Raw genomic sequence first — 7,363 nt, forward strand, 5'->3', positions numbered from 1 at the left:
AGAAAGCGGGGCCGGCGAATCGCCGCAAGGGCCAGGGAGGGCCGCTATTTACCCATCGAGACCCGCCGCTCCTGCAATCGGGTACGTCGGTTTGCCCACTCGCTGGAGCCGCCGGAGTCGTCCGCGACCTCAAGGTATTCTTCGACGACTTGGATTGCCGAATCCACCAGCGCGGTTTCCTGGCAGATCATTCCGAGGCGGAACCACAGGGCTGCCAGCCGGGCCTGATCGGAATCGGAGCGGTCGAGCGGCGCCATCGCTTGGATCTCGCCGATCTGCCGCCTGAGATCGGCCATTTCATCGAACCGCCGCATCGCCTCCGCCGGCGACTGGCTGTCGGCGAATCCCGCCGGAACAGGGTGCCGCGGCGCTTCCAGAAGAGGACCGGGAGCAGGAAAAGTCCCGGCCGTCTCGCTGCCGACATAGCCCTGCATCTGACGCTCGTAGGCAGAAAACGCTCCCTGAGCCGCAGGACCGAGCTCATCGGCCACCGGTTGCCCTGGCGTGTCAGGGGCAATCTGCCCCACGATCGTCACCTGCCGCTTGGGCCACACCCGACCCTCGTCCTGGTGCATTGCGGTCGGGCGATCGGCGACGACACTTCCTTGTTCCGGAGGCACGGCATCCGTTGCGGAAGTCACGGGCGGAGTTCCCCCGTCGGTGCTCGGCGCAGACGGCATTGCCGGTTTGGGAGACGGTGACTCTGTCTTCTCGACCTGTGCCTCGGGGGACGATAGCTTCGGTCCTTCGGCCAAGCGGGTTGACGCACGGGTTCGGGTGGCATCCGGTTGCGCCGGTTCCGGCGTCGCAGTCTTCGCACCGGTGGCGCTTGGCTCTTCCGCCGGCGTGTCGACAGCGCGGATAACCGGCACCTCGGATTCCATCAACGGAGGGGTCGAATACTCACGCACAATGCCGCGCCCGATCACGAAGGCCAAGACGGCGACGGCGGTCGCCGGAGCCCAACCCCACGCCCAGTTCCAGCGCAGACGTGAAGGAGTCGGACGAATCGTGACCTGACGCCCATCCACCAACCGCCGTTGCACACGAGCGGGCAACGTTTCCCAATACAGAGCACCCGGTTCGCAGTCCGGGTCCTCACTGATCGCGCGATCCAGCAGACGCACCGACTCCACGAATTCCCGGCACCAGGGACATACAGACATGTGCTCTCGAAGCGACCCCGGGAGAGCATCGACTCCCTGGCGCCAAACCCACGTGTGCAACTTGCGGCAACTCATGGCTCACGACCTTGCGAAGACGACATTCCAGAACCGGGCAGTACCGCCCACAACAGATATGATCGGAGACTCATGCCACGCACCCGATCTATGACTTCTACCTGCCACGCCGTGGCTTATTCCCGCCTCATTCCCGCAAATCCTCGATCATGTCACCCAGCTCCGTTCGCAGCCTCCGGCGAGCGCGGGATAGACGCGACATCACGGTTCCCATCGAGATTCCCAGAGCATCCGCGATCTCCTCGTAGGACATTCCGTCCTTTAGCCTTAGGAGCAGGATCGTGCGATAGAGAATGGGGAGCGAGTCAATCGCCCGGTCGAGCCGATCCATGATCCGTCGACGCCGGAAAGCGGTGTCGGGCTCAGATGCCTCCTTCTCAAAATCCGTCGGCTCGGGTCGGTTCTCCTCCGCCCAACGAGCGCGGAACTGCTGTTTGCGCAACAGATTAAGCGCCAAGTTCACCGCGCTGCGACAGAGCCACGCGCCCAACGGCCGCTTTGGATCAACCCGAGAGATCGCTTCGTAGGTACGTACGAAGACCTCTTGGGTGACTTCGTCGGCCAGATCATGGGTACGGACTACATGGAACGCCCACCGATAAACCCTTCTCTGATAGCGCCTTACAAGAACATCGTAAGCATAACGATCCCCGCTCTGGGTCGCGCGTATCAATTCCTCCTCGGAGACTCCCTCTGAGGCCTTTTCGCCGCGATCATCCATAACGGCTACCGTCGGTGCTTGCCGCTATTCCCGTGGACTCTGGGCGTTCAGGTCAAACCAGATTTCGCCGCGGCGATTCTCGCCCGCCAAACGCCAGACAAAGAGCTCCCAAGCCAAACGGGGCGGGAGCAGGGAACTCTTCATGGCCCAATCTGTCTCGAAGACGACCTGTGAAACGGCGGTCAGCCCATCCCGTCCAAGGGCTGCCGCCAGAGGACGGAGTCGGCGGACAAGGTAGTGGTGAATCCCGAGAGACTGACCGGCCTCGTGGTCGGTCTTGTCCGCCATGTCCAGGAGGCGGAACAGCCGCATGCACTGCCCCTGCACCTGGGTCAACCACAGAAAGGTCCTGTCTCCCGACGAGAGGAGGGAGTTCACGATTCCCAGGGAGCGCTGCAACTCCCCGGCGATGAGCGCTTCGATCAGGAGATAGATGTCGTGCTCACCGTCGCCGGCAATCACCGTCTCGATGTCGCCGACCTCGATCCGTCGCTTCTGCCCGATGAACAAGGTGACACGCTCGAGTGTTTGCGCGACGGCGAACAGATCGGTCCCATGAACGCTACTGATGAGCTCCGTGGCCTGCGGCGACAGCACCCAACCGATCTCACCGGCGAGCCGCTTGACCCATCCGGGGATGTCGTCCTGGTAGATGCGGGGGAAGACCTCGCACGGCCCCAGATTCGCCAATGTCTTGTAGAATGACGTCCGGCGATCGATCGACTCGGCCGTCAGGAGGATCTTGGTTGTGGGTCCGCATCCGGAGACAATGTCGGCCAACTCCTTCTGCCGCGCCGCCGGAAGGCGATCGATCTGTTCCACGACGATCAACTGCACCGTCTCGAACAACGGCACGGTCGTGCCCAATTCCAGCAGCCGGTCCATCTCCACGTGAGGCGCGGTGAAGATGCGTAGCGCCGCACCGGGCGCTTCCCTGCGCCAAACACTCTTCCAATGCTCCGTGGCCTCCCAGAGCAGATAGGGATTCTCGGCGACGATGAGATGGAATGAACCGAAATGTCCCTTGGCGCGATCCTCGGAAAAGCCCATACCTGTTCCCCCGGCCGCAGAACATACGGCAGAAATGCACACACAGCCAAGCGGCTTCATCGCCGCATGGCTGTCGTTCGGTCGCGATGCGGGGCGCGCGCACCCGCCTCCGCGCTCAGGCACCGCCCGGTGGGCCGGCCGGATTCTCATTCCGGGCCACCCAGTCGATCGTGTAGGGGATGCTCTGCTTGAGGAGCAGCGCCGCGTTGCGGAACCCTTCGAGTTCCCGGCGGCAGAGGAGCCTCTTGTTGACCTGATTGACGACCGTGAAGGAATCGCCGAAGATTTCCAGCGTCCGTTCGGTGAACAACTGCGGATTGATCTGTACGAATTCCAACAGGGCCAACAGCCCGGCATACTCGCAGGCTGCCTTTGTGCCGGTGTAGCGCGCCCGGAATGTGATCGAGAGCTCGGGGATGACAAAGGACACGAACCCCTCGCCGGCTTGGTCGGCGGGGCCGGGCTTTTGCGATGAAAAGTAGCAGCGCATCGACAGGTCTCCCTCTCGTGCGCTCCGATGCAAAGCCAATGCCGCCGGTTCCCGTTGTCCGTGGCCCATGAGGACAAGGGGCTTCAGCCCCATGATTCCCGTTGCAACTCCACGCCTAGACGCCACCGCCCGCGTTCGTAGGGGCGCAATTCATTGCGCCCGAACGTGAAGGGCGTGATGAATCACGCCCCCACGCGTAGGGGATTGCCTGCTGGTCTCAGCGCGACTTGGGAGACCGACGTCCCGGGCGGTACGGACGCGGATCGGTTTCTGCAATCGGTTGCAGTATTCTGACCGAGCCCGATGCGACAGACCAGAATCCTAAACCCGCTCGAACGGATCGAACAACTTCCGGTATTCGAGCATGGCGTAGCGGTCGGTCATTCCGGCGATGTAGTCGCAGACGACCTGGCGCACCTGGCCGGCCATGGTGTCGCGCAGACGGGCGCGGAACTTCGGATCGAGTTGACGCGGTTCCTGTGCATACGCGTCGAACAACGCGTGCACGATGCGTTCCGCCTTCAGCGACATCCGCACCAGCCGGTAGTGACGGTACATCGAGTGGTAGAGGAACTCCTTCAGGACACGGATTCGCTCTGAGAATTCCGGCGAGAATGTCACGATCAGCCCCTTGGCGGCGCGCACGTCGTCGAGCGTCTTGATGCGTAGCTCCTCGAGCGCCAGTCGCGCGTGATCGACCAGGTCGGTGACCTGCCGATTGATGAGCAGCCGGACTACGTGATGCCGTCGCAGACGACGGTCCAGATTGGGGTAGATCCTCTCCGACTCCTCATTCAACTCACGCCACAGCGGCACTCCGGCCAGATCATCCCAACCGTACAATCCCGCGCGCAGGCCGTCATCAAGATCGTGCGAGTTGTAGGCGATCTCATCGGCCAAATTGACCAGTTGCGCCTCCAAGGTCGGCTGCCATTCGGGATGGAAATCCCCGGCGTCGGGATGGGCCCGGTCGTAGATCGTCTCATGCTTGACGATTCCCTCGCGGACTTCGAAGGTCAGATTCAGGCCGGAATACTCCGGGTACCGCTCTTCAAGCACATCGACCACGCGCAGCGACTGCCGATTGTGCGAGAAGCCGCCATCCGGCTGCATCTTCTTGTCCAGCGCCTCTTCGCCCGCATGCCCGAAGGGTGTATGCCCCAGATCATGTGCCAGGGCCACCGCCTCGGCGAGGTCCTCGTTCAATGCCAGCGCGCGGGCGATCGACCGGGCAATCTGCGCCACCTCGATCGTGTGCGTCAGCCGCGTGCGGTAGTTGTCCCCCTCGTGATTGACAAACACCTGGGTCTTGTATTCGAGCCGTCGGAACGCCGCTGAATGGATGATCCGCTCGCGGTCGCGCTGGAACTCGGTGCGGTATGGGTGCGACGGCTCCCGGTGAACGCGGCCCAACGATTGTGCGCTGTGCGCCGCGTACGCCGCCAGGTATTGCCCTTCATGCCCTTCCAATGTTGATCGCACCATGATTGAATCCTGACCCAGTTCGATGTGTAGGGGCGGTTCGAGAACCGCCCGCCTCCGTGCCCGTCACCAACGCCACCCAAACCCGATGAGATGCGTCCCGCCCAAGTCCGCATGGCTCTGGTAGGCGTAGTCGATCGTCCCTCCCCAATAGGCAATCCGTCCCCCCAACGAATAGCGGATCGGATCAAAGGTCAATCCAGATAGGAACTCCACGCCGCGACCGAGACGCAGCCGCTGCCCCAAGCCGAACCGATCATGTCCCGGCTGTGCCGCCCAGATCCCGGCCAAGGTGATATCGGGCGGGGCTGACCACGCCGCCGAGATCTCGACCGCCGGATTCCGGTTCTCCCCGGTGTAGAGCGGATCGACATCGATGCGACGCAAAGCCGCGCCTGCAACAACAGAAGAAACGGGCCGTGCGGCCAGCGCCAGCGCCAGATTGGCGCCATTGTACCGGCTCTCGTTCTGACCATATTCGACGCGCTGAAACTCCCAGGTCGTCCCCACTGTCCAACCGGGACGCAGGCGAAATGCCGCTGCGAGCACTCCCTGTGTCTCCAGATACAGTCCCGATTCCCCGAATCGCGAAAATCCCACCCCCAGACCGATTCTCCGCGCAACCCGATGCCAGACACCGGCCGTGATTTCCTCCAGCTCGCTGAGTCCGTAGAGACTGCGATATGATATCTCTCCGGAGCCGTCTTGGGCGGACAACTGTCGCATCGCCGGATTGATCCACAGTAGACCGGCGCCATCCGGATCGGCGGCATAGGCGCCCCCGAGCGCAATGATGGCGGCCGACCCGAAGTCATCGTCGATGCCACCCGATGCCGGTCCCGCCTGGAACAACAGGCCGAGACAGACAGTCACGATCAGCCCGGTTCGTTTCACGTGCACGTGAATCATGCCCCCCGAATCACGGCCCCACCACGACGACGACCTTCCGCGTCGCCCCCGAGGGGTCCGACCGCGCCAGTAGAATATAGGGTCCCGGCGGCAAAGCGTGTCCGTCATCGTCCCGGGCATCCCAGGCGATCGCGCCGGTGGCCGCCGGTTGGTCCGCGACAATCATTCGCACCCGGTGCCCGGTGCGATCGTACACTTGCAGCGTCAACTGTTCGCCGATCTCCATGCGATAGGCGATCTGCGCCACCTCCCCGCGACTACGATAGAAAGGATTGGGAGAGACATCGACACGAAACGACCCGGCCTTCTGCCGGTCAACCGAGTTCGCCCGCCCCGGTGTCGCACCGCTCGGGTCGACCGACGCGGCCCAGTCGTCGGCGGTCGCGAATGTCGCGGACAATTCGACCCGCTCCAGCGAGCGTTTGTCCCCCACGGTCTCTCGATAGCTGAGCGAATCGATAATCTCTCCGGCGGCACCGATGAGGCGAATCCGGTCACCGCCGTTGTTCAATTCGCGCCAGCCATCCACTTCAAGGAGCTCGCCGGTGAATCCGGGATAGAAAGAACGGAAGCTGCTGGCGTCTTCCGCCAAGACCCAGTACGCGCCGGGAGGCATGCACTCTCCGGCGGCCGGCAACGCCGCTGTCCCCGACGAATCGCCTGCGCGGGCACCACCGAGATTGATGGCGACTCCCGACATGTTGCAGATCTCAATCCACTCCCCCGGACCGCCGGGAGGAGGATCGGCGAGGAATTCTGAGACGATGATCCCAGGTTGGGAAAAGCGGATCACAAATTCGAGGGATGTCTGGTTGTTTGACGAATTATCATCATCGCGGAGCACCGCACTGATCCGCCCTGTTCCCCGCGGTGCGGCGGGCCAAGTGCGTTGAAACACAGTGGAATGCTCGGGCTCAAGTGGTCCGATCTCGATGTCGGGGAAAAGCGACGCACCCGGGACGTCTGGGTCGCAGACGTAGAAGACCTCAACCCTGCCTTCAGACACGCGACCAAAGCCAACATTGCTGACCATGCCTCGAATCGTAACGGGACTGCCCCAAGTCGAATCGGGCGTGACAATCATCAACGAATCAAGCGCCAGATCATTCATCAGCCGCCGGATCGAATTGGTCCGCCCTGGTGTAGCGCCGGACGGATCGACCGAGCCGCCCCAGTCGCGTGGGTCGGCAAAGGCGGCGGTCAACTCGCGGCGCTCGGTGGAGCGATCGGTGCCATACGTTGCCGCATAGCTGACCGAGTCAATCACTTCTCCGGCAGCGCCGAGGAGACGAACACGATCACCGTGGTCACCAAGCTCCCGCCAACCGGGGACTTGCCACACCAATCCCTCGAATCCTGGATAGAAGGCGTTGAACGATGGCACGTTCTCCGCCAGAACCCACAACGCCCCGGGCGACATCCTGCCCACGTTTGGAGGCAGCACGGCCACCCCATCGGAATCGCCCAGAC

7 protein-coding genes are annotated in these 7,363 nt (G+C 62.8%); all 7 read right to left on the reverse strand.

The annotated features are described in order from the left end of the window. Nucleotides 1-44 precede the first annotated feature (44 nt). Complete coding sequence (locus AB1792_11800) at nucleotides 45-1,166, reverse strand: hypothetical protein (protein ID MEW5702895.1); 1,122 nt, start codon at nucleotides 1,164-1,166, stop codon at nucleotides 45-47. A gap of 202 nt (nucleotides 1,167-1,368) precedes the next feature. Next, a complete protein-coding gene (locus AB1792_11805; GenBank protein ID MEW5702896.1) occupies nucleotides 1,369-1,962 on the reverse strand; it encodes an RNA polymerase sigma factor in 594 nt (197 codons plus the stop codon). Between the two features lie 24 nt (nucleotides 1,963-1,986). Then, a complete protein-coding gene (gene holA / locus AB1792_11810; GenBank protein MEW5702897.1) occupies nucleotides 1,987-3,012 on the reverse strand; it encodes a DNA polymerase III subunit delta in 1,026 nt (341 codons plus the stop codon). A gap of 115 nt (nucleotides 3,013-3,127) precedes the next feature. Further along, nucleotides 3,128-3,502 carry a hypothetical protein gene (locus tag AB1792_11815; protein MEW5702898.1) on the reverse strand — a complete coding sequence of 125 codons (375 nt, stop codon included), beginning with the start codon at nucleotides 3,500-3,502 and terminating at the stop codon, nucleotides 3,128-3,130. Between the two features lie 321 nt (nucleotides 3,503-3,823). After that, nucleotides 3,824-4,987, reverse strand: a complete 1,164-nt coding sequence (locus AB1792_11820; GenBank protein ID MEW5702899.1) for a deoxyguanosinetriphosphate triphosphohydrolase — start codon at nucleotides 4,985-4,987, stop codon at nucleotides 3,824-3,826. Between the two features lie 63 nt (nucleotides 4,988-5,050). Next, nucleotides 5,051-5,893 carry a hypothetical protein gene (locus tag AB1792_11825; GenBank protein MEW5702900.1) on the reverse strand — a complete coding sequence of 281 codons (843 nt, stop codon included), beginning with the start codon at nucleotides 5,891-5,893 and terminating at the stop codon, nucleotides 5,051-5,053. A 10-nt stretch (nucleotides 5,894-5,903) separates the two neighbouring features. Beyond that, nucleotides 5,904-7,363 (reverse strand): lamin tail domain-containing protein (locus AB1792_11830; GenBank protein MEW5702901.1); only part of this gene is annotated, 1,460 nt, incomplete at its 5' end.

Source organism: Candidatus Zixiibacteriota bacterium (assembly GCA_040752595.1).
In the GTDB taxonomy this organism is placed as follows: Bacteria; Zixibacteria; MSB-5A5; order WJJR01; family WJJR01; genus JACQFV01.

Coding starts and splice junctions, on each gene's coding strand:
- AB1792_11800 (MEW5702895.1), bottom strand. CDS start 1,166: ATGTCTGTATGTCCCTGGTGCCGGGAATTCGTGGAGTCGGTGCGTCTG.
- AB1792_11805 (MEW5702896.1), bottom strand. CDS start 1,962: ATGGATGATCGCGGCGAAAAGGCCTCAGAGGGAGTCTCCGAGGAGGAA.
- holA (MEW5702897.1), bottom strand. CDS start 3,012: ATGGGCTTTTCCGAGGATCGCGCCAAGGGACATTTCGGTTCATTCCAT.
- AB1792_11815 (MEW5702898.1), bottom strand. CDS start 3,502: ATGCGCTGCTACTTTTCATCGCAAAAGCCCGGCCCCGCCGACCAAGCC.
- AB1792_11820 (MEW5702899.1), bottom strand. CDS start 4,987: ATGGTGCGATCAACATTGGAAGGGCATGAAGGGCAATACCTGGCGGCG.
- AB1792_11825 (MEW5702900.1), bottom strand. CDS start 5,893: ATGATTCACGTGCACGTGAAACGAACCGGGCTGATCGTGACTGTCTGT.